The organism is Streptomyces monticola (genome assembly GCF_042665355.1).
Taxonomy (GTDB): domain Bacteria; phylum Actinomycetota; class Actinomycetes; order Streptomycetales; family Streptomycetaceae; genus Streptomyces; species Streptomyces monticola.
Genome location: NZ_JBHTCF010000001.1, coordinates 67281 through 88890, shown reverse-complemented (window position 1 = coordinate 88890; position 21610 = coordinate 67281). Strand labels below are relative to the sequence as shown.

Sequence of the window (21610 nt, the reverse complement as noted above, 5' to 3'; positions counted from 1 at the left end):
GACCGAGCGGTGTACCAGTAGTGAGAACCAGGCCGGGGCCGTCGTGGCGGGACCCGGTCGCTGAACGGAGCGGCGGGGAACTGACAGGACCGTGAGCGAAATAGGAGGTGTGGCGATGGTGACGGTGATGGCAAGAAGTCGAGCGGCGAGACGGGGCGGTATCGGTGCCGACACGGACAGGAGATCGGCTGCTGCGCCGATACGCGAGGGGGCGAAGAGCATGAGGTGAGTGCGGACCCGATGAATCATCGCAGCGCGGTCACGGCTAGAGCACCTTGCGCAGGGCCCGGTCGCGGATCATGAGCGCGGCACGCTTCTCCGGCAGGTCGACCTCGGCGGACAGACGGAATCCCGCACTCAAGAAGGCAGACACAGAAGGGATGTTGCGCAGATCGGGCTCGGCCACGACACGAGCACAGCGAGGCCGGTGTGCGAAGACGAGATCGGCCACGGCCCGAAGCAGCAGTGTGCCGAGCCCCCGGCCGCGGTCGGCGACACCACCGACGAGGAGGTGGACCCCGGTGTCATGCGGACGAGCCGGATAGTGGCGGGCCAAGGGATCCAGGTCGGCGCGGTAGATCTCCCAATAGCTCATGGGCGTGCCCTCAAGGACACCCAGACAGGGGATGCTGCGTCCGTCCCCTTCCATTTGGCCGCGCAGGTGGGCGGCGGTGACGGCTTCCGATCCGGCGAGCTCCCAGAAGGCCGCCACGGCAGGGTCGTTCATCCAGTGGCTGATGAGCGGAAGGTCGCGTTCGATGCGCACAGGCACGAGTTGAAAGGCACCTGCGGGTGTGGCGCCGGGCCCCCATGCCGCGATGTCGTCGAGGAGGTCGCCGCTCGGCACCCCACCGGGTCCGTGGACGTCGCGGCGTGCCCGCCCATCGGTGCCCTGGATATCGGTGCCCTGTCCTTCGGTGCCCTGGACGTCTGCGGCGATCAGGGCGATCAACTCGTCGGGCAGTCGCAGGTCGAGCGTGTCTTCAATGTCCGAGCCCGAGCCCAAGCCGGCATCTGGGCCGGCGGGGGCATCGTCCGAGCCCGGAAGGGCCGTATCGGAGGTGGGGCTGAAACCGGCGCCGGTGCTCGCATCGGTGGGGGCCACGGCGACGCTCCTCTCAGGAGGTGAGGCGGGAGTGATGAGAGAGGCCTGTTCAGGAAGCCGTCTCTCAGCGGAGAAGCAATAGGTGACGATCAGATCTGAAGGGGGTTGGCGATCGTGACGTAGACGGACTGGGTGTCGACAGGGCCGACGAGTTCGTCCAGGCCGTGCAGCCTGGTGAGCAGGTTGGCCTTGCAGCGAAGGACGGGGGACTCCAGAAGCCGTGCCGGGAGCGGGGAGTTCAGCTTGCCTTCGCCTGACGCGGCATCCCGGAGGAAACGCCGGAAGGCAGCGAGCAGCAGTTGCTCATCGGCGAGTCCCTGGGAGCCGAAGGCTCCGATGAGGCCGAGCACATTGTTGATGCCGAGGTAGTAGGCGAAGCGCTCATCGGTGACCTCGTCGGAGACGAAGGAGGCGCTGTGCTCTCCGATTCCGGGGAGCCGCTCCTCCAGCCGCGCACGCCACGACTCGCGGAAGTAGTAGCCCTGGTTGTCGCGGTAGCGGCCGCCCACGGGCCAGCCGTCGGTGCCGAGCAGCACGAGCGTGTTCTGCTGGTGGGCTTCCAGGGCGATGCCCGCCTCACTGTCCAGCCAGAGCACGGGCCGCACCACCTGCTCGAGGTAGCGCAGAAACCACTCGGCGGCCACGGCGCCCCTGGGCCTGCCCGTCTTGCCGGCGAGCTTGGTGATCACAGCGGCAAGCCGGGAGCTCATCGGGGCGGCGGGGTCCAAGTGCCCCTGCCGCGAGCGCGGGTGGGCCTGGCCCTGGTGGCGCTGGTGGCTCTGGGCCGGGTAGCCCTGGCCCGGGTGCTTCCGGTCAGGAGCGGCCGTGGGGCGTGGCGACACCAGTCCCGCGATACAGCCGGCGTCGTCGCCGGGAGAGAACGGGTTGTTGCGGATCATCACGTCCAGCCCTTGGACGGGTGTGCCGTCACGGCCGGTGACGGCGAGCCAGGCCGGGTCGCGGACGATGTCGAAGCCGGGGTGGGCGGAGCGCCACTGGTCGGCGAGGCCGCTGCGCAGCAGCCGGTGGACCTCGACGCCACGGTGGAGTTCCTTACGGAGGTTCTCACGACGGGAGTTGGTGATGCGCAGACCGAGGGAGAGCTTGAGCATGGCGGGAGCGCCGGGGCGGTAGAGGGTGCGGACCGAGGAGGTGGGATACCAGGGTTCGCCGTGTGCGCCGAGGTCTTGGAGGAGTCCGGCCGCCATCAGCTCGGCGACTTCAGGGCGGTGGCTCAGTTCGCGCAGCTGCCACGGATGCAAGGGCAGCGCCGCGTGGTGCTCGGGCAGATCGAGGCCGGCCCCGGCGAGCCGGGCGGTCAGCTGGGGCGCGAGGACGGTGCGGCCTCGTTCGGTCCAGGCGGAGTCGGTGGCGAGCACCGAAGGGGCGACGGCCAACCAGTGCAAGGGGAAGGAGCCGCACAACTCGGGTGAGTAGCACTGCGATTCGGCCTCGGAGAGCCCTTCCCTGCTCTTCGGGGTGGGGTGCAGCGGGTGGCCGAGCAGCAGGGACTGTTCGGTGGCGAGAAACAGATCGGTCTCATCGGCCGGCCGGCGCCTGCGCTCGCTGAGGAAGACAGAGGTGCGGCGCACGGAGTCGGCGACCCTGCCCACCAGATCGCCGCCGTCACCGGCCGGGTCGGGGGCTGGAGCACCGTCCTGGACGACCTCATCGGAAGCTCCAGCACCGGCGAGGCCCTCAGGGCCCCCTGGCGCCCGGGGCTCCGCCGATTCACCGAACTCACTCGACCCCTCAGTCTCACCGCACTCACTCGACCCACCGGGCTCATGTGACCCTCCGGGCTCACCGGCCTCACCGGCCTCACCGGCCTCACCGGGCTCACCGGGCTCACCGGGCTCACCGGGCTCACCGGGCTCACCGGCCAGGGCCCCACCCGCTGTCGGCGTGCCGTCAACTGCCCCTGCGGTGCTCGCGCGTGCTGCCTCTCGGCTCAGGAGGGCGGCGACGGTTACGGCGTCGGCAGGGGGCGCACTCTGAGGACCGCCTTCGAGGGTCGGCAGGCCGAAGCGGTGCCAGCCGGTGGGCGACCAGTAGTGCACGGGTACGAGCAGCGCGGTACCGCTCGCTTCCAGGGGGACGCGCAGGATGCTTCGGGCCTGCGGTGCGGCGCCGGCTTCAGGGGTGGGAGCGGGAGCGGGGAGGTTGCACTCACGTACCCAGCAGCGCAGGAGGTTCTCGACGGCTGCGGCCGCTGCGGCGATCTTCGGGTCGTGGTGCTCCAACAGGTCGGCGGGCAGATCGCCGTGCAGGCCGGAGGGCGGCGCCGGGTGACCCTGCGCGCTGTGGGGTCGCTCGGTTCCGGGCCCGCTCTTCTGGCGGGGTACCGACCCCGGTTCCGCCACCAGCGGCGTGGGCTCCGCGATTGCTCGGCAGGAGTGGTTGTGAGGGCGGCGGCCGTCGGGGGCGGAGTTGCGGTTCACGAGGATTCCTTGGGCGATTGTCAGCGTTGGGTTCTTGGTTCTGGGTTCTGGTCGGAGGGGTGGTGTGGAGCGTGGTTCAGGGACTGGATCTGGGGGCGGTGGTCTTGCACGTGTGGGTGATGGTTGTGCGGTGGCTGAGCCGCGTTCGGAAGGTGCTGGGGACGCGGCCGCAGCGGCTAGCGGGGGTGCGGCTGGGAGCGGACCGCGGCGGCCAGCGCGTCGGTGAGGCGGTCGAGGACGGCGGTTGCCTGGTCGTCGGTGAGAGTGAGGGGAGGCAGCAGACGTACGACGCTGGAGTGGCGGCCACCGAGTTCGACGATGAGTCCGCGTTGCAGGCATTCGCGCTGGACCGCGGCGGCGAGGCGGGGTGCGGCCGGCAGCGGAGCACCGGGCACGGAGCCGGCGGGCCCCGGCACAGGGTCGACGAGTTCGACGCCGATCATCAGGCCACGCCCGCGCACCTCGCCGATCTCCGGGTAATCGGAGGCGAGCGCCTGCAGTTGGCGCAGCATATGGGCGCCGACGACCGCGGCGTGTTCCGCGAGGCCGTTCTTCCGCACATAGGCGAGGGTGGCCGCACCTGCCGCCATGGCGAGCTGATTTCCGCGGAACGTGCCTGCATGGGCACCGGGTTTCCAGACGTCCAGGTCGTCGCGGTAGACGACGACGGCCAGGGGCAGACTGCCGCCGATCGCCTTGGAGAGCACCATCACGTCGGGCACGATCCCGCTGTGCTCCACCGCCCAGAAGGCACCGGTGCGGCCGACGCCGGTCTGCACCTCGTCGGCGATCAGCGGGATGTCGCGGTCCGCGGTGAGTTCGCGCATACGGCGCATCCAGCTGTCCGGCGCGGGGATGACCCCGCCCTCACCCTGCACGGGTTCCACGATCATTCCGGCGGGGTGCGGTACGCCGGACTTGGGATCGTCGAGCAGCGATTCGGCCCAGCGGGCGGCGAGTTGGGCGCCCTCCTCGCCGCCGGAGCCGAAGGGGCAGCGGTAGTCCTGCGGGTAGGGCAGCCGCGTGACGCCGGTGTCCTGTGCCCCGCCCGAGGCCGCGAGCGCGCCCGCCGTCATCCCGTGGTAGGCGCCGGTGAAGGCGAGCAGGCCACTGCGCCGAGTCGCTGTGCGGACGAGTTTCAGGGCCGCTTCGACGGCGTCGGTGCCCGCGGGGCCGCAGAACTGGACGCGGGCCCGGTCGGCAAAGGCGGGCGGCAGGGTGGCGAACAGCTCGGTGACGAACGCGTCCTTGACGGGGGTGGCCAGATCGAGAACGTGCAGGGGCGCGCCCGAGTCGAGGACCTTGCGGATCGCTTCGAGCACCACGGGGTGGTTGTGTCCGAGGGCCAGCGTGCCGGCGCCGGAGAGACAGTCCAAATACCGGCGGCCGTCGGCGCCTTCGATGGTCAGCCCTCGTGCGCGCACCGGCACGATCGGCAGGGCGCGCGCATAGGTCCTGGCAGCCGATTCGCGCAGCGACTGCCGCCGCAGGATCCCATCGGCACCGGCCATGCCCTTGCTGCTCACCCGGGCGGCCGTGCCTTTGCTGCTCACCGGAGCGGCAGTGACGGCGGTAGCGGACGACGCGGAGGGCAATGCGGACGGCACGGAGGGCAATGCGGACGGCGCGGAGGGCGATGCGGGAGACGGCGGCCCGGCCGGCGGAGGGACGGACGCCTGCTGCGGAGGCACAGGCTCGGTGACGGCCACGACGGTTGGTCCTCCCGCTGTATGTAGGTGGGTTGGACGTTGTCCACCCATGAGCCGGAGGGGGCTGAACGCGGGCCGCGTGTCCCCCGTACGTACCAACGACGGCTGAGACGGGGGAACACGCTCCGCCGGAAGATCCTTGCCAAACGAAAACCTTCCCGGACCGGAGGCGGGAGCAACGACCGGCGCCCGTCCCGGAGTCACCCCGCGCCGCCCCGCGTGTCATCCGATCCGCGGCTGTCGTCCGCACCGAAATGAAAGGTGGTTCCGACGCCCGGCGGCACCGGAACGGTGGGCCGTCTTGGCCGACATCCGGGCGAAACGGAAGTCGTCCGGGCGGAAGATCCCTGCCGTGACAGAACCGTTGCCGCCCCGTAGGCCGTCCCCGACGGCACCGGCATAGTGTGGGGCCTCGTCGCCGTGGGCCGGGACCCGGCACGGCGACGACAACGGACGTGAGCTGCGGTTTCCGTATCCAACAGAAGCCCCGCAGAGCGCGATAGACACCAATAGAAGCCACTAGAAGTCCGCCAGAAGCTCAACAGGGGGAGATTTCCACATGCGACCCATACGCCCGCTCTTCGCCGTTCGCCGAGGGAGGGGCGCGCGCCGCACTACCTCCTCCGTTCCGGCCGTTCTCGCCGTCTCCGCCGCGCTCGCGCTGACGGCCACCGCCTGTGGCCCGGGTGACGACAACGCCAAGGACAACGCGAACGACAAGCCCTCCGCGTCCAGCCCCGCGGGCGGCGAGGACGAGCCGATCAAGATCCCGGACGACATCAAGGACCGGCTCAAGGACCACGGCATCGACCTGGACAACTGGCGTGACGGCGAGTGGAAGAACTGGGACAAGGACAAGTGGCTGCGCGAGGCCGAGGACTTCATCAACCCGATCATTGAGGACTTCTGGGACTCCGACCGGATGCGGGACGCCGACAAGCGCCCGGACAAGCCGGTGGACAACGACATCTCCGGAGACCAGGGCAAGACCGACCCGACCCCGGCGCCGGTGGACGCGCAGCCGGTGGCGACGCCGTACAACGACAGCGCCCCGGCGGCGGGCAAGGTCCTCTTCGAGGGCCCTGAGGGCTCGATGGTCTGCTCCGCCACCGTGGTCAAGGACCCGGCGAACCCCGGTAAGTCCAACATGGTGTGGACGGCCGGGCACTGTGTGCACGCGGGTAAGGAGGGCGGCTGGTACCGCAACATCGCCTTCGTCCCCTCGTACAACAACGACGGCAAGTCCGCCGAGCAGCTGCAGGGTGCGACGAAGGAAGAGGTCGCTCCGTACGGCATCTGGTGGGCCGACGGGGTGCGGACATCCGACCAGTGGATCCAGCAGGGTGCCGCGAGCGGCGGCCAGGGCGCTCCGTACGACTTCGCCGTCATGCACATGACGCCGGAGAAGGGCAGCGGCAAGTCCCTTGAGGAGACGGTCGGTTCGGCCCTGCCGGTGGAGTTCGACGCTCCGGCGGTGCCGAGCATCGACAGCATCAAGGCGACGGGTTACCCGGCGGCACCGCCGTTCGACGGGCAGAAGGAGTTCTCCTGCGCCGACAAGCCCGGCCGGCTCTCGCTGAACCAGACCGACCCGACGATGTACCGCATCGGCTGCACCATGACCGGCGGTTCCTCCGGCGGCGGCTGGGTCGCCGCGGGACAGGACGGCAAGCCCGCCCTGGTGTCCAACACCTCCATCGGCCCCGTGACCGCCGGCTGGCTGGCGGGTCCGCGACTCGGCAAGGAGGCCAAGGGCATCTACGACGAGGTCAGCAAGAAGTTCGGGAACTGACGCGCCACAGCGCCACAGCTCAACGGGCCGGCCAGGTGCCACGGCGCCCTGGCCCTCGGCCGGCCCGTTGAGCAGCGGAGTTGACGGCGGGGGCCGCCCGGATCGGCCACTTCGGCCCTACGCAAGCGGCCACCCTCCGGCCCCACTCAAGCGGCCACTTCGGCCCTGAGTAACCGGCCGCGTCGGCCCTACGCAATCTTCACGGACCCGCCGTCACCCGTCCGCAATTCACCCGGCATAGTGGCCTCTTGTGTTTCGGCGCCCGCCGCCGACAACTTCCGCCTGACGCGCACATGACAGTCACGGCGACGGAACAGACACACTGCAGAACCACGTAGAACGACGTAGAACCACGTAGAACGACGTAGAACGACGTAGAACAGCACATCTCATACCTATCGGGGGTTCAGCACCATGCGATCCATACGTCCGGCCCTAGCGGCGGCCTCACTCGCCGTAGCCCTGGTGCTGACGGCCACCGCCTGTGAGTCGGGCGACAAGAAGGCCGACGCCAAGCCGACCAACTCCGCCGCGCAGGAAGGCGACCAGGCCGGCGGTGAGGGCGGCGCGGAGCTTCCCGAAGATCTCGACGCCATCGCCGACCGGCTCAAGGAACACGGCATCGACGTCGACAAGTGGAAGGACGGCGAGTGGAAGAACTGGGACAAGGACAAGTGGCTGCGTGAGGCGAAGGACTTCGCCAACCCGGTCATCGAGGACCTGTGGAGCCCGGAGCGGATGAAGTCCGCCAAGGACCCCAGCCAGACCATCTCCGCCAAGGCCGCCTCCGGCAGTGAGGGCGTCACCGACCCCGAGCCGCGTCCGGTGCGCGCCCAGAAGGAGCGGACGCCGTACCACAACTACGCCGCCCCGGTCGGGAAGATCTTCTTCGACACCCCCGAGGGCACCGCGGTCTGCTCCGGCACGGTCGTGAAGGACCCACGCAACCCGGGCAAGTCCAACCTCGTCTGGACGGCCGGGCACTGCGTCCACCAGGGCAAGAAGGGCGGCTGGTACCGGAACATCGTCTTCACCCCGGCGTACAACGACAAGGGCAAGTCCCCCGCCCAGATGCAGAACGCACAGCCTCAAGAGGTCGCCCCCTACGGCAACTTCTGGGCGGACTGGGTCTCGACGTCCGGCGAGTGGATCGACGGCACCACGGCGACCGACCCCGAGGGCGGCTCGTACGAGTACGACTACGCCGTGATGCATGTGAAGCCGGAGAAGGGCGGCAAGTCCCTCGAGGAGACCGTCGGCGCGGCCCTGCCCGTCGACTTCTCGTCCCCGGCCCCCAAGTCCGTGGACGCGATGGGCGCCTGGGGCTACCCGCAGGCGGAGCCCTTCAACGGCGTACTGATGCACAAGTGCGTCGACCGTCCCGGGCGGCTCTCGCTGACCTCGTCGGCCCCGACGATGTACCGCATCGGCTGCACCATGACCGCGGGTTCCTCCGGCGGCGGCTGGTTCCGTGAGATCTCGAACGGCAAGCTGGCCCTGGTCTCCAACACCTCGATCGGCCCGGCCGGTTCGGCGGGCTGGCTGGCGGGCCCGCAGCTGGGCGACGGCGCGAAGCGGGTCTTCGACACGATGAGCGAGAAGTACGGCAACAAGTAGCGGCGCCGCGGCGCCCCATGGCGAAGGCCCGCCTCCCCCAGCAGGGGAGGCGGGCCTTCGTCTTCAGACCTTCAAGCCTTCAGACCTTCGGGCCTTCAGACCTTCGGGCTGCCTGACTGAGCACAGCGCTCCTTCAGGCCTTCAGGCCTTCAAGCCTTCAGGCCGCCTGACTGAGCGCAGCGCTGCGCTCAGTGCTCCGCAGGCACGAACTTGGCCAGTTCCGCGGCCAGTTCCTCATGCACCCGGGCCTTGAGCAGGGTGCCCTCCGCGGTGTGCTCCTCGGAGATCACCTCGCCCTCGGCGTGCGTACGCGAGACGAGAGCGCCCTGCGTGTACGGCACCAAGGCCTCGATCTCGACCTTGGGCCGGGGCAGTTCGTCGTCGATGAGCTGCAGCAGCTCGTCGATGCCGGCGCCGGTGCGGGCCGACACCGCGATCGCGTGCCGCTCGGTGCGCAGCAGTCGCTGGAGCACCAGCGGATCGGCCGCGTCCGCCTTGTTGACCACCACGATCTCGGGTACGTCGGTCGCGCCCACGTCGCGGATGACCTCGCGCACGGCGGCCAGCTGCTCCTCCGGCACGGGGTGCGAGCCGTCCACCACGTGCAGGATGAGGTCGGAGTCGCCGACCTCCTCCATGGTGGAGCGGAACGCCTCGACGAGGTGGTGCGGCAGGTGACGTACGAACCCGACCGTGTCGGCCAGGGTGTACAGCCGCCCGCTGGGGGTCTCGGCCCGGCGGACGGTGGGGTCGAGGGTGGCGAACAGTGCGTTCTCCACCAGGACGCCCGCGCCCGTCAGGCGGTTGAGCAGGGAGGACTTTCCGGCGTTGGTGTAACCGGCGATGGCGACCGACGGGACCTTGTTCCGACGGCGTTCCTGCCGCTTGATGTCACGGCCGGTCTTCATCTCCGCGATCTCACGGCGCATCTTCGCCATCTTCTCGCGGATCCGCCGCCGGTCCGTCTCGATCTTGGTCTCACCGGGACCACGGGTGGCCATGCCGCCGCCCGAGCCTGAGGAGCCACCGCCACCCATCTGCCGCGACAGCGACTGACCCCAGCCGCGCAGCCTCGGCAGCATGTACTGCATCTGCGCCAGGGCGACCTGCGCCTTGCCCTCTCGGGACTTGGCGTGCTGGGCGAAGATGTCGAGGATCAGGGCGGTCCTGTCGACCACCTTGACCTTGACGACGTCTTCGAGATGGATGAGCTGGCCGGGGCTGAGCTCACCGTCGCAGACGACGGTGTCGGCGCCGGTTTCGAGCACGATGTCGCGCAGCTCCTGGGCCTTGCCCGATCCGATGTACGTCGCCGGGTCGGGCTTGTCGCGGCGCTGGATCACGCCGTCGAGCACGAGGGCACCCGCCGTCTCCGCGAGGGCGGCCAGCTCGGCCAGGGAGTTCTCCGCGTCGTGCACGGTTCCCGAGGTCCACACGCCGACGAGGACGACCCGCTCCAGACGGAGCTGGCGGTACTCGACTTCGGTGACGTCCTCGAGCTCGGTGGAGAGGCCGACCACGCGGCGCAGAGCCGCGCGCTCGGAGCGGTCCAGCTGATCGCCGTCCCGCGCTCCGTCGATCTCGTGGCTCCAGGCGACGTCCTCTTCCATCAGGGCATCGGCCCGAAGTCCTTCGGGGAGGTTCTGCGCGGAGTTCTGCGGGTCCTGCGCGTCCTGGGAAGGGGAAGAAGAGGAGGTCATTGGATCCTTTACGTCTATAGGGAGAGGGGCTACCCACGGCGGGCGGCCGTCATAGAGGTCAACGTGCGCACCGACCGGGAGATTCCCGGCCCGCCGCGCCGTCGACCCGTTGATGGTCGCACGGCACGGGGCGTCTCGTCACCTGACTTAACCGCCGCCGCGCGGGCGAAGCACAGCCAGGGCCGGGCCCGGGCACGGCGGGGGCTCGGCCGGGGCTCAGCCCGACTGGGCCGGGGCGTGCGCGGCCTCGTGGCCTGCCACATGCCCTGCCGACTGGCCGGTCCCGTGACCAGCCCCGTGACCGGCTGCCTCGTGACCGGCTACCTCGTGGCCGGACGCCTCGTTACCGGCTACCTCGTGACCGGACGCCCCGTGACCGGACGCCCCGTGACCGGACGCCCGATCCGTGCCGGCCCCCCGCGGCTCCGCCAGCGGGGCGTCGGACTTCCAGTCCGGGTGTCCCGGCATCGGCGGGGTCTTCTTGGCGTACAGCCACGCCTTGAAGAAGCCCGTCAGATCGCGTCCGGCGATCGCCGAGGCGAGCCGGGTGAAGTCCGCGGTGGTCGCGGTCCTGTCCGCGTGCCGCCGCAGCCACGCGCGCTCCAGGCGGTCGAAGGCGGCGTGGCCGATCTCCTGGCGCAGCGCGTACAGGACGAGGGCACTGCCGTCGTAGACGACCGGCCGGAACAGGCTGATCTTCTCGCCGGGCGCGGGGGCCTTGGGCGCGGCCGGCGGTCCGCCCGCCGCGCGCCAGCTGTCGGACGAGCGATAGGCGTCCTTCATCCGCGTCTCCATCGGCTGCCGCGCCTGCTCCTCGGCGTAGAGCGCCTCGTACCAGGTCGCGTGGCCCTCGTTCAGCCACAGATCGGACCAGGTCCGGGGGCTGACGCTGTTGCCGAACCACTGGTGGGCCAGCTCATGGATCATGATCGAGTCGACGTACCACTCGGGGAACTCGGGCCGCATGAACAGGGCGCGCTCGAAGAGCGAGAGGGTCTGGGTCTCCAGCTCGAAGCCGGTCTCCGCGTCCGCCACGAGCAGCCCGTACGCCTCGAAGGGGTAGCGGCCGACCTTCTGCTCCATCCAGGAGATCTGGCCGGGCGTCTTCTTCAGCCACCGCTCCAGCTGCGCACGGTCCTTGGTGGGCACCACGTCGCGCACCGGCAGGCCGTGCGGGCCCTTGCGGCGGACGACGGTGGACTTGCCGATGCTGACCTGGGCGAGCTCGGTGGCCATGGGGTGGTGGGTGCGGTACGTCCACGTGGTGGCCTTGGCGCCGGCCCGCCGTCCTTCGGGCAGACCGTTGGCGACGGCGGTCAGGCCCTTGGGTGCGGTGACGCGGAAGGTGAAGTCCGCCTTGTCGGCGGGGTGGTCGTTGCAGGGGAAGACGCGGTGGGCGGCGTCGGCCTGGTTGGCCATGGCGAGGCCGTCGCCGGTGCGCACCCAGCCGCCGTCCGTCGAGCCCTCCGGGTTGCTGGTGTGCCGCACGGTGATCCGCATCGGGCTGCCCGCGGCGATCGGCTGTGCCGGGGTGACGACCAGGTCCTCGTTGGTGGTGGCGTACGCCGCGCGGGCGCCGTTGACCGCCACCGAGCGCACCTTGCCCTGGGCGAAGTCCAGGTTGATGTGCTTGAGCCGGTCCGTGGAGCGCGCGTTGATCACCGTCACGGCGTCCAGGGGCTTGCGGTTGTCGCCGCCGTAGGTGAAGGCGATGTCGTACGACCGCACGTCGTACCCGGGGTTGCCCAGGTGCGGGAAGAGCGGGTCTCCGATACCGAGCGGGACGGCGGGCGAGGGCGCACCGGCGGCGAGGAGCGAGACGGACACTGCGGAGGTGGCGGCGGCGAGGAGCGCGGCCCTGGTGCGGTGCGAGAGCAACATGAACCACCGCTATCAGCACGGGCCTTGGTTCCTGTGACGGCGCGCGACCGGCCCACCCGAACGAGGTCCTCCGCGCGCCATCGCGCGGAAGCGCGCCCTGCTCGGCGGGGCGCGGCTAGCCCAGGCCCTGGTGCCCCTGGCCCGCCGCCGCCGGCTCCTTGCCGCGGCCCACGTCGTACACCCCCGGCACCTTGCGCATCGCCCGCATCAGACCGGGAAGCCCGGTGGAGTCGGGGAGTTGGAGGGTGTACGTGTGCCGGACACGGCCCTCGCTGGGGGGTTCCACCGTGGCCGAGACGATGGCGGCGCCCTCCATCGCGATGGCCTCGGTGAGGTCGGCGAGGAGATGGGGGCGCCCGAACGATTCGGCGATCAGCGTCACCCGGCACTCCGCGGTGTCCTCGAGTTCGGCCCAGCGCACGGCGACCGGCTCGCGCCCGTCCGCCGTCATCCGCTCCACCGCCGAACACTCCTCGCGGTGCACGGTGACGGCGCCGCCGCGCACCGTGAAGGCGGTGATCCCGTCCGGCGGTACCGGTGTGCAGCAGCCGGCGAGGCGGACGGTGGCGTGCGGCAGATCGACCACGGCGCCGGCCGCGACCGGGCGGACCGTCTCCACCGTCAGCTGCGGGCGCGGCGCCGCCGCCGCGACGACAGGGCCCTCGGGGTGGGAGCTGAGCCAGCGTCCGATGGCGATGCGCGCGGCGGGGGTCCGGGTGTGGTCCAGCCATTCCGCGTCCGGGCCCGAGCCGGTCTCGGGCGGTGCGAGCAGCACATGCACCGTGTCGCCGTCGCGCAGGACCGTGCTGAGCGTCACCAGGCGGCCGTTGACCCTGGCTCCGATGCAGGAGTGGGCGTCGTCGCCGTACTGCGCGTAGGCCGCGTCGACGCAGCTGGCGCCGGCGGGCAGACCGAGGGTGCCGCCGTCGGGGCGGTAGACGGTGATCTCACGGTCCTGGGCGAGTTCTTCGCGCAGGGAGCTCCAGAAGGTGTCCGGGTCGGGCGCGGAGCGCTGCCAGTCGAGGAGCCGGGAGAGCCAGCCGGGGCGGGTGGGGTCGATACGCTCGCCGTCGGCGCCGTCCTCGTCCGCTCCGTAGTCGTAGGGGTTGCCCAGGGCGACGACGCCGGCTTCGGCGACCTTGTGCATCTGGTGGGTGCGGATGAGGACTTCGGCGACCTCGCCGTCGCCTCGGGCGACCGCGGTGTGCAGCGACTGGTAGAGGTTGAACTTCGGGGCGGCGATGAAGTCCTTGAACTCCGAGATGACCGGGGTGAAGCAGGTGTGCAGCTCGCCGAGCACCCCGTAACAGTCCGCGTCCTCGTTCACGAGCACCAGGAGGCGGCCGAAGTCGGCGCCGCGCAGCTCACCGCGTTTGATCCGGGAGCGGTGCACGGAGACGAAGTGCCGTGGCCTGATGAGGACTTCGGCGCTGATGCCGGCCTCGCGCAGGACGGCGCGGAAGTCCTCGGCGATATCGGCGAGAGGGCCGGGCTCCGCGGAGTTGCGGGCGACGAGGGCACGGGTCTGCTCGTACTCCTCGGGGTGCAGGATCGCGAAGACCAGGTCCTCGAGCTCGCTCTTCAGGGCCTGTACGCCGAGGCGTTCGGCGAGCGGAATGAGCACGTCCCGGGTGACCTTGGCGATCCTGGCCTGCTTCTCGGGGCGCATCACACCGAGGGTGCGCATGTTGTGCAGCCGGTCGGCGAGCTTGATGGACATCACGCGGACGTCGTTGCCGGTGGCGACGAGCATCTTGCGGAAGGTCTCGGGTTCGGCCGCCGCGCCGTAGTCGACCTTCTCCAGCTTGGTGACGCCGTCGACCAGATAGCAGACTTCTTCGCCGAACTCCTCCCGTACCTGATCGAGCGTCACTTCGGTGTCCTCGACGGTGTCGTGGAGCAGCGAGGCGGTCAACGTCGTGGTTTCGGCGCCGAGTTCGGCCAGGATCAGGGTCACGGCGAGCGGATGTGTGATGTACGGCTCACCGCTTTTGCGCATCTGGCCGCGGTGCGAGGACTCGGCGAGCACATAGGCGCGGCGCAGCGGCTCCAGGTCGGCGTCGGCGTGATGGGCGCGATGGGCTTCGGCCACATGGCCGATCGCGTCCGGAAGGCGGCCGCGCGAGGTGGAGCCCAGGAGCGCGGCGAGCCCGAGTCTGCGCAGGTCGAGCCGGGGACGGCCGCGCCTTCGTGGAGCTCCGGACGTCGCAGGGTTTGTGGCCTCCGCACTCATGGGCACCTCCGGCTGCTCGACCGGCGGCTGGGGGCGGGGCGGCGGGTCCCCCCGTAGCCGGTGCTTGATGCTACCGAGCCCATCACGCGCCGCTCACCCGCTCTCGCCCAGCGTGAAACGGATCACCCATTCGAGCGAAGGTTCAGACGCTTATGGTTTCGAGCCACTCGGAAGTGATCTCGCCTTCGGCCACGATCACCGCGGCCCCTGTCATGTCGATCGCGCCGTCCGGATGCTCGGTGATCGTCAGGGTGCCGCCGGGCAGGTCCACGGTGTACGTCACGGGGGTGCCTGTGACGGCCGGGTCGGCGCCGTCCCTGCGGGCCGCGGCGACGGCGACGGCACAGGCGCCGGTGCCGCAGGAGCGGGTCTCGCCGGAGCCGCGTTCGTGCACGCGCATGGCTACGTGGCGGGGGCCGCGGTCGACCACGAACTCCACGTTCACACCGTCCGGGTAGACGGTGGCCGGGGTGACCGGGGGCGGGGTGTACAGGTCGCCGGCGTGCGCGAGGTCGTCGACGAAGGCGACCGCGTGCGGATTGCCCATGTTCACGTTCAGGGAAGGCCAGTTGCGCTCGCCGACCGTGACGGTGGCCTGCTCTTCGGGGAGCGTGGCACGGCCCATGGAGACGGTGACCTCGGCAGCGCCGCGGGCGTCGGCCTTGGCGATGTGGACGCGCTTGACGCCGCCGCGGGTGGCCACGGCCAGGTCGCCCGCCTCGACATGTCCGGCGCGCTGCAGATAGCGGGCGAAGACACGGACGCCGTTGCCGCACATCTCCGCGATCGAGCCGTCCGCGTTGCGATAGTCCATGAACCACTCGGCCTCGGCGGCCATGGCCTGGGCCTCGGAGTGGGCGGCGGAGCGCACGACGTGCAGGAGGCCGTCCCCGCCGATGCCGGCCCGGCGGTCGCACAGGGCGGCGACCGCGGTCGCGGGCAGGTCGACGGCATTGTCCGGGTCGGGCACGATCACGAAGTCGTTCTCGGTGCCGTGGCCCTTGAGGAAGGCGATCCGCGTACTCATTCCTCGATCGTACGACCTGCCGCCGACAACCCGTTCCAGAGCCCGGACCGGACCCGGCCGGGCCGCCGGTGGAGTCGGGACCCGGTGGGTGTCCTCAGCGGAGCCGGGCGACCCGCCAGACCGCGAGGACCGCGACGGCGATGACGACCACGGCGTACGCGGCGATCACGCGCCAGTCGGGGCGGCGGCCGGAACCGCGGCCCGGAAGGCCGGGCCAGGTGTGGCCGACGCGGCGGGCGGCCATCATGCCCCAGCCGGCGGCGCAGCAGCACAGGAGCAGGCCGAGCATGGCGACCACGGGACCGCCGTCGCCGAACTCGAAGGCGAGAGGGAAGGCGAACATCAGGGAGCCCATGGCCGCGAGCACCACGATCGGGGCCAGCTGCCAGATCCGCAGGCGGCGCTGCGGGCGCAGCTCGACCTCGACCTCGGGGCCGGTCACGCCGTCCGCCGTGGTCCCGCCGAGCTCGTCGGGGCCGTCGGACACGACACCGAGACTGTCGCGGGCGGCGGGAACGCCGGGATGGCCGGGATCGTCCGGGCTGTCCGCTGCGGCACCCGGTTCGTCCGCCGCGTCAGGACGCGCGTCCACAGGGGCGTCCACGGGGCCGTCCGCAGGGACCTCATCGGGGGTGTCCGCCGGGGCCTCGACGGGGGTGTCCGCCGGGGTGTTCCGCTCGGCGTCGGCGCCCGGAACGGTGTCCTCCGGTGTGCTGCCGGGACCGCCGGAACCATCGGGACTGAGCTGTCCCGGGTCCTCGTGTGCAGTGTCGCGAGGGCCGGCCTCCATCGCCACGCGCCCTCCCAACTCGGCTTCCACTGGCTCGATCGAAGCTCGATGATGGCACGCCCTCAGGAGCCGGGATGACCGCCGGAGCGTCCCGATGCCATCACGTGATCAGGCTGTAACCGCTCGTTCGACCAACGTAAGTGCGCGGTCCGGGAGTTCTCCCCGGTCGGCGGCCGCACCGCTGAGCCAGTGCACCCGCGGATCGCGCCGGAACCAGGAGTCCTGGCGCCTGGCGAAGCGCTTGGTGGCGCGCACGGTCTCCGCCCGCGCCTCGTCTTCGGTGCACTCCCCTGCGAGCGCCGCGAGCACCTGCTGGTAGCCGAGTGCGCGCGAGGCCGTACGTCCCTCGCGCAGTCCCTGCGCCGCGAGGGTGCGCACCTCGTCGACGAGGCCCGCCTCCCACATCCGGTCGACACGGGTGGTGATGCGCTCGTCCAGTTCGGGCCTGGCCACGTCCACGCCGATCTGCACGGTGTCGTAGACGGAGTCGTGTCCGGGCAGGTTGGCCGTGAAGGGGCGGCCGGTGATCTCGATGACTTCGAGGGCTCGCACGATACGGCGGCCGTTGCTCGGCAGAATCGCCTTGCCGGCCGCGGGGTCGGCGGCGGCGAGGCGGGCGTGCAGCGCGCCGGAGCCGCGCAGCGTGAGCTCGTCCTCGAGCGCGGCGCGGACGGCCGGGTCGGTGCCGGGGAACTCCAGGTTGTCGACGGCGCCGCGGACGTAGAGGCCCGAGCCGCCGACGAGGATCGGCCAGCGGCCGTCGGCGAGCAGCCGGTCGATCTCCGCGCGGGCGAGCTTCTGGTACTCGGCGACGCTGGCGGTGACCGTGACGTCCCAGATGTCGAGAAGGTGGTGCGGGACGCCCGCGCGCTCCTGCGGCGTCAGCTTCGCGGTACCGATGTCCATCCCCCGGTACAGCTGCATGGAGTCGGCGTTGACGACCTCGCCGCCGAGCCGCTGGGCGAGGAAGACGCCGAGATCGGACTTTCCGGCCGCGGTGGGACCGACGACGGCGATGACCCGGGGGGCGGTGGCTGCGGTACTCACCGCCCCAGTCTCCCAAACCTCGGGCACGGTCCTCGAACGAGCTACGTGACGGCACGCGGCCGGGGTCGTTGCCTGTTGCGAGGTTTCGGCCGCCGGTTTTGAGGACCGGAGCCCCGGGCGACGCAATGGGACGCTCCGGGCGGCGCGAAATTTCGCTCACACGAGTAAGGTTTGGAGTAGTTATGGGCGTTTTTTCACGGTTTCGCCGCAAGGTCAAGGGTGCCGACGAGGCGTCAACCTCTGATGCGCAGACCGGCACTCTGACGGCCGAGCCCGAGGCGGAGGCGAAGGCCGAAGCGGAGGAGGCGGCGCCGCAGGAGGACGGTCAGCCGGCCGAGGGCGCCGCAGCCGAGGCTGTGGAGATCCCGAAGCAGCAGTCCGCGGAGGAGGCGGCCGACAGCGAGGCCGGTGAGGGCGCCCGCAAGTAAGGCCGAACCCGGCCTCGAGGAAGAGGTGGACCCATGGGCCTCCTGGACACACTGAAGGCCAAGCTCGCCCCGGCCAAGGACAAGGTCTCCGGGCTCGCCAAGGAGCACGGGGACAAGATCGACCAGGGCCTGGACAAAGTCGCCAAGACGGTCGACGAGAAGACCAAGGGCAAGTACAGCGACAAGATCCAGACGGGGACCGGCAAGGCCAAGGACGCCTTGGACCGGATCGCCAAGGACGAGGGCACTCCGCCCTCGCCCGGGGCCGGTGGGACTCCGCCTTCGCCCGGTTCGGGCGGGACTCCGCCCAGCCCTCCTGCGGGCTGAGCGGGTCTGAACCGGAGCCGGCTCCCGGCCCCGGGCCCGAAATAGGTCCGGCCGGCGAACCAGGTCCGGCTGCCGGGCCAGGACCGACTACCGGGCCAGGAACGGCACAGCAGTGACGCAGCGCGGACGGCCGTGAGGAGCACGATTCCTCACGGCCGTCGCGCTTGTCCTCACGGCCGTCGCGCTTGTCCTCACGGCCGTCGCACTTGTCCTCACGGCCGTCGCACTTGTCCTCACGGCCGTCGCGCTTGCCCGAGTCGTCGCGCGCGCCGGGCGTTCCGGCGCGCGGCCGGTCAGGACCAGGCAGCCACCAAGTACCCCACGCCGTAAGGCGCTTCGTCGTAGAGGAGGGCGCCGCTCAGGCCCGCGTCCTCGGCCGCGCCCGCGAGGACCTGCCACGGGGCCCGGCCGGCCGCCTGCAGTTCATACGCCAGCTCCGCGTCCAGCTCCCGCAGTGCCGTCACATCGGCCGCGCCGAGCGCACGGGCCACCTCGGCGTCGAAGCCCGCCGCCCGCTCGTCGAGGTAGCCGGGCGCCTTGAGCGTGCGGCAGGCGCTGGCGTCGCCCATCACCAGCAGTGCCACCCGCTCGGCCTGCGCCGCGAGTTCCCTTCCGACTTCAATACACCGCTCGGCCGCCAGAGGTTCCCCCACGCCGAGTCCTTCGACGGCGGACGCGGACCATCCCGTGCGCTCCAGGAGCCAGCCGGCGACCGCGAGGGACGGCGGAAGCTCCCGCTCCACGGACTCCTCAGCCTGCCCGGGGCGTACGTCGGCACCTTCACCCGGGCCTGCGCAGGCTCCCGGCCCGAGGCATACGCCGACGTCGACACCGAAGCCGCGGAACGAGCCGCGCGCCCCCTGAGGGTGCGGACCCCGGCCGCTCTGTCCGGCGGGCCCCACGACGATCAGCCGGTCGGGCCGTGCGGCGGCGAGGACGCCCACGGCATCGGTGCAGGCCGCCCGCGCCACGTCGAGTTCGGGCGCGGCGCCCGCGGCGACCTCGGGGACGAGCAGTGGGGGGCACGGGCAGACGGCAGCGGCTACGAGCATGATCGGCAGGGTAGCTCTTGGCGCTCACGCCCGGCACGCAGCCCTCGGACGTTCGGGCGGCCTGACCCGAGCACGGTTCGGCGGCCTCGGACGCCCTGCCCTGCGCACGGTTCAGCGACTTCGGACAGCCTGACCCGAGCACGGTTCAGCCGCCTCGGACGGCCAGCCCTGCGCTCGGGCCAGGGACTTCCGATGGCCTGCCCTGCGCACGATTCAGCGACCACGGATGGCCTGCCCTGCGCACGTTCAGCGGCTGAAGAACGACCCGCGTCCGCCCCGCTTCGCCGCCTTGCGAGCCGCTTTCTCCGCCTCGCGCCGCTGCCGCTCGGCCTCCCGCGCCGCCTTTTGGGCGGCGTGCTCGGCCCGCTCGGCCTCGACGCTGTCGTAGAGCAGCTCCGCCACCGAGAAACGGCACTGGTACGTGCGCATCGAACCCTCGTTGACCAGCAGGAAACCGCCGTCCGACGTGCGGTAGAGCCGGGTGCTCACCGGGCTGGCCGGATGCTGCGGGCTATAGCCGCGGGCGCGCTTCTCCAGTTCGGCGAGGGCCTGCTCACGGGTGCCGTCGACATGGGCGAGGACCGTCGCGGCCCAGTTCTTGCTGTCGCCCATGCCGTCGGTGTGCTCGACGATCAGACCCCACCGTGTGGTCACGCCCGTCCCCCGTCCCCGTGGCTCCCGTACGCGTGCGTACTTCTCGCCGTCAGTCGATGCTGCAGCCGCCCGTCGCCGCGGGCAGCGGCTCGGGGGCGCCGACCGTGGGCAGGCCGAGCAGTACGCCGGCCGGCTTCTGCTCGGGAGCGGCGTTCCGCTTCTCCCAGGCGTCGCCCGCGCGGGTGCGGCGTACGGCCAGTACCCCGCCCTCGGCGAGCAGGTGGTGCGGGGCCGCGTAGGTGATCTCGACCGTGACGACGTCGCCGGGGCGTACCTCCTGGTCCGGCTTGGTGAAGTGGACCAGGCGGTTGTCGGGCGCGCGGCCCGACAGCCGGTGGGTGGCGCCGTCCTTGCGGCCCTCGCCCTCGGCGACCATCAGGTCCAGGGTGCGGCCGACCTGCTTCTTGTTCTCCGACCAGGAGATCTCCTCCTGGAGGGCGACCAGGCGCTCGTAGCGGGCCTGGACCACTTCCTTCGGGATCTGGCCGTCCATCTCCGCCGCCGGGGTGCCCGGGCGCTTGGAGTACTGGAAGGTGAAGGCCTGCGCGAAGCGGGCCTCGCGGACCACGTGCATCGTCTGCTCGAAGTCCTCCTCGGTCTCGCCGGGGAAGCCCACGATGATGTCGGTGGTGATCGCGGCGTGCGGGATGGCGGCGCGCACCTTCTCGATGATGCCGAGGTAGCGGTCCTGGCGGTAGGAGCGGCGCATCGCCTTCAGGACCGGGTCCGAGCCGGACTGCAGCGGCATGTGCAGCTGCGGCATCACGTTCGGGGTCTCGGCCATCGCCGCGATCACGTCGTCCGTGAAGTCACGGGGGTGCGGGGACGTGAAGCGGACGCGCTCCAGGCCCTCGATCGCGCCGCAGGCGCGCAGCAGCTTGCTGAAGGCCTCGCGGTCGCCGATGTCCGAGCCGTACGCGTTGACGTTCTGGCCGAGCAGCGTGATCTCCGAGACGCCCTCGGCGACCAGGGCCTCCACCTCGGCGAGGATGTCGCCGGGCCTGCGGTCCTTCTCCTTGCCGCGCAGCGCGGGGACGATACAGAAGGTGCAGGTGTTGTTGCAGCCCACGGAGATCGACACCCACGCGGCGTACGCGCTCTCGCGGCGGGTCGGCAGCGTGGAGGGGAAGGCCTCCAGGGACTCGGCGATCTCGACCTGGGCCTCGTCCTGGACCCGGGCGCGCTCCAGGAGCACCGGCAGCTTGCCGATGTTGTGCGTGCCGAAGACGACGTCCACCCAGGGCGCCTTCTTCACGATGGTGTCGCGGTCCTTCTGCGCGAGGCAGCCGCCGACGGCGATCTGCATGCCGGGGCGCTTGGTCTTCATCGGGGCGAGGCGGCCGAGGTTGCCGTAGAGACGGTTGTCGGCGTTCTCGCGGACCGCGCAGGTGTTGAAGACGACGACGTCGGCCTCGCCCTCGGGGGTGCCCTCGGGTGCCTTCACATATCCGGCGCCCTCCAGGAGACCGGCCAGGCGCTCTGAGTCGTGGACGTTCATCTGGCACCCGTAGGTGCGCACCTCGTAGCTCTTCCTGCCCTCGACGCCGTTCTTGCCCTCGACGCTGCTCCTGCCCTCGACGACGTCGCCCACTGGCTCGCTCCGGTCCACGCTGCTCATACAAACAAGGGTAGGCGGTGCGCGGGGCCCCTTTGTCCGCCGGTCCCGACCGGCTCCGGAGCCGGTCCTGCACGGTTCCGGAGGGGAAGATCCACTGCGTCTCTCCCCTGGAAGATCCAATGGAAGATCCACTGCGTCCGCCCGCGAAGAGGGCTGGTCCGTGGCCGGGATGAGCTGGCAGGATCGCGG

Annotated in this window: 16 protein-coding genes; 4 read left to right on the top strand and 12 right to left on the bottom strand. The window is 71.0% G+C overall.

What is annotated here, in order from left to right:
- Positions 1–265 precede the first annotated feature (265 nt).
- The 3 genes from ACFQVC_RS00360 to ACFQVC_RS00350 form a co-directional block, all read right to left on the bottom strand.
- Entirely contained in the window at positions 266–1105 is an 840-nt protein-coding gene (locus ACFQVC_RS00360; RefSeq protein WP_381825125.1) for a GNAT family N-acetyltransferase, read from the bottom strand.
- Positions 1106–1194: 89 nt separating this feature from the next.
- Entirely contained in the window at positions 1195–3213 is a 2019-nt protein-coding gene (locus tag ACFQVC_RS00355; RefSeq protein ID WP_417851969.1) for an IucA/IucC family protein, read from the bottom strand.
- Between the two features lie 509 nt (positions 3214–3722).
- Positions 3723–5057, bottom strand: coding sequence for a diaminobutyrate--2-oxoglutarate transaminase family protein (locus ACFQVC_RS00350; protein WP_381827004.1), 1335 nt, complete (start codon positions 5055–5057; stop codon positions 3723–3725).
- 757 nt (positions 5058–5814) lie between these two features.
- On the opposite strand from ACFQVC_RS00350, the gene ACFQVC_RS00345 reads away from it, so the two are divergent.
- Together ACFQVC_RS00345 and ACFQVC_RS00340 are read left to right on the top strand one after the other, a co-directional pair.
- Positions 5815–7047, top strand: a complete 1233-nt coding sequence (locus ACFQVC_RS00345) for a trypsin-like serine peptidase (protein WP_381825121.1) — start codon at positions 5815–5817, stop codon at positions 7045–7047.
- A gap of 414 nt (positions 7048–7461) precedes the next feature.
- Complete coding sequence (locus ACFQVC_RS00340) at positions 7462–8664, top strand: trypsin-like serine peptidase (protein WP_381825119.1); 1203 nt, start codon at positions 7462–7464, stop codon at positions 8662–8664.
- 188 nt (positions 8665–8852) lie between these two features.
- On the opposite strand, the gene hflX is transcribed toward ACFQVC_RS00340, so the two are convergent.
- The 6 genes from hflX to miaA form a co-directional block, all read right to left on the bottom strand.
- Complete coding sequence (gene hflX / locus ACFQVC_RS00335; RefSeq protein WP_381825117.1) at positions 8853–10364, bottom strand: GTPase HflX; 1512 nt, start codon at positions 10362–10364, stop codon at positions 8853–8855.
- 216 nt (positions 10365–10580) lie between these two features.
- Positions 10581–12245 (bottom strand): M1 family metallopeptidase, encoded by a 1665-nt coding sequence (locus tag ACFQVC_RS00330; protein ID WP_381825115.1) that lies wholly within the window; start codon positions 12243–12245, stop codon positions 10581–10583.
- A gap of 115 nt (positions 12246–12360) precedes the next feature.
- Entirely contained in the window at positions 12361–14478 is a 2118-nt protein-coding gene (locus ACFQVC_RS00325) for a RelA/SpoT family protein (RefSeq protein ID WP_381825113.1), read from the bottom strand.
- 142 nt (positions 14479–14620) lie between these two features.
- On the bottom strand, positions 14621–15505 hold the full coding sequence (dapF, locus tag ACFQVC_RS00320; protein ID WP_381825111.1) for a diaminopimelate epimerase: 885 nt from the start codon (positions 15503–15505) through the stop codon (positions 14621–14623).
- 94 nt (positions 15506–15599) lie between these two features.
- Positions 15600–16097, bottom strand: coding sequence for a hypothetical protein (locus tag ACFQVC_RS00315; protein WP_381827002.1), 498 nt, complete (start codon positions 16095–16097; stop codon positions 15600–15602).
- A gap of 306 nt (positions 16098–16403) precedes the next feature.
- Positions 16404–17342, bottom strand: coding sequence for a tRNA (adenosine(37)-N6)-dimethylallyltransferase MiaA (gene miaA, locus ACFQVC_RS00310; protein ID WP_381825109.1), 939 nt, complete (start codon positions 17340–17342; stop codon positions 16404–16406).
- Positions 17343–17524: 182 nt separating this feature from the next.
- On the opposite strand from miaA, the gene ACFQVC_RS00305 reads away from it, so the two are divergent.
- Both ACFQVC_RS00305 and ACFQVC_RS00300 read left to right on the top strand, forming a co-directional pair.
- The gene (locus ACFQVC_RS00305) at positions 17525–17770 is read left to right on the top strand and encodes a hypothetical protein (RefSeq protein ID WP_381825107.1); all 246 of its coding nucleotides are present in this window, start codon (positions 17525–17527) and stop codon (positions 17768–17770) included.
- Positions 17771–17803: 33 nt separating this feature from the next.
- Positions 17804–18097, top strand: coding sequence for an antitoxin (locus tag ACFQVC_RS00300; protein WP_381825105.1), 294 nt, complete (start codon positions 17804–17806; stop codon positions 18095–18097).
- A gap of 293 nt (positions 18098–18390) precedes the next feature.
- On the opposite strand, the gene ACFQVC_RS00295 is transcribed toward ACFQVC_RS00300, so the two are convergent.
- The 3 genes from ACFQVC_RS00295 to miaB all read right to left on the bottom strand — a co-directional run bounded on the left by ACFQVC_RS00295 (position 18391) and on the right by miaB (position 21421).
- Entirely contained in the window at positions 18391–19149 is a 759-nt protein-coding gene (locus tag ACFQVC_RS00295; protein ID WP_381825103.1) for a class III extradiol dioxygenase subunit B-like domain-containing protein, read from the bottom strand.
- A 246-nt stretch (positions 19150–19395) separates the two neighbouring features.
- Entirely contained in the window at positions 19396–19803 is a 408-nt protein-coding gene (locus tag ACFQVC_RS00290) for a hypothetical protein (RefSeq protein WP_381825101.1), read from the bottom strand.
- A gap of 49 nt (positions 19804–19852) precedes the next feature.
- Positions 19853–21421, bottom strand: a complete 1569-nt coding sequence (miaB, locus tag ACFQVC_RS00285; protein ID WP_381825099.1) for a tRNA (N6-isopentenyl adenosine(37)-C2)-methylthiotransferase MiaB — start codon at positions 21419–21421, stop codon at positions 19853–19855.
- Positions 21422–21610: the final 189 nt, after the last annotated feature.